Here is a 502-nt window from a genome sequence, read left to right as displayed (position 1 = left end):
GTGGCGGTTGCGGTCATGCGTCGAGACGGCACCCGAGCGCCCAGCGGTAACCGTCGAGATCCTCGATCTGCGCGAACCGGTCGCCCCAGAACTGATCCTGCGGCGCACTCAGCGATTTCGCGCCCGCGTCGAGCGCGCGCTGCCAGGTAGCGTCGACGTCGTCGACATACAGATAGAACGATTGCGGCGCGGTGGCGTTCGCGCGCTTCGGCGTGAGCGCGGGCGAGCCGAACGCGCCTTCGGGCGCGAACATCACGATCAACTGGCCGCGATAGGCCATCTCGACGTGCATGATCACGCCGTCCTCGTCGTGCACGTCGCGCAGCGTGAAGCCGAATGCGGCCTGGAAGAAGTCGATGGCCGCGCGCGCGTTGCGTACGGCCAGGTAGGGCGTCAACCAAGGCACGTTGGCCGGACGTGGATCGGTCATGAAAATCTCCTGTTGCACGGTGTCGGCGCTTCTCGCGCCTGCGCCGGTCTCATGCTGGAACAACGGAACGTT

1 protein-coding gene is annotated in these 502 nt (G+C 66.1%); it reads right to left on the bottom strand.

From position 1 onward, the window contains the following. Nucleotides 1-13: 13 nt before the first annotated feature. Nucleotides 14-430, bottom strand: coding sequence for a glyoxalase/bleomycin resistance/extradiol dioxygenase family protein (locus JMF90_RS39930; RefSeq protein WP_011544556.1), 417 nt, complete (start codon nt 428-430; stop codon nt 14-16). Between the last annotated feature and the right edge of the window lie 72 nt (nt 431-502).

The organism is Burkholderia sp. E168m23 (assembly GCF_016586125.1).
Lineage (GTDB): Bacteria > Pseudomonadota > Gammaproteobacteria > Burkholderiales > Burkholderiaceae > Burkholderia > Burkholderia orbicola.
This window is presented reverse-complemented; position numbering and strand designations above follow the sequence as displayed.

Excerpts from the sequence above, each read along its gene's own strand:
- JMF90_RS39930 (WP_011544556.1), bottom strand. The coding sequence starts at position 430 with ATGACCGATCCACGTCCGGCCAACGTGCCTTGGTTGACGCCCTACCTG.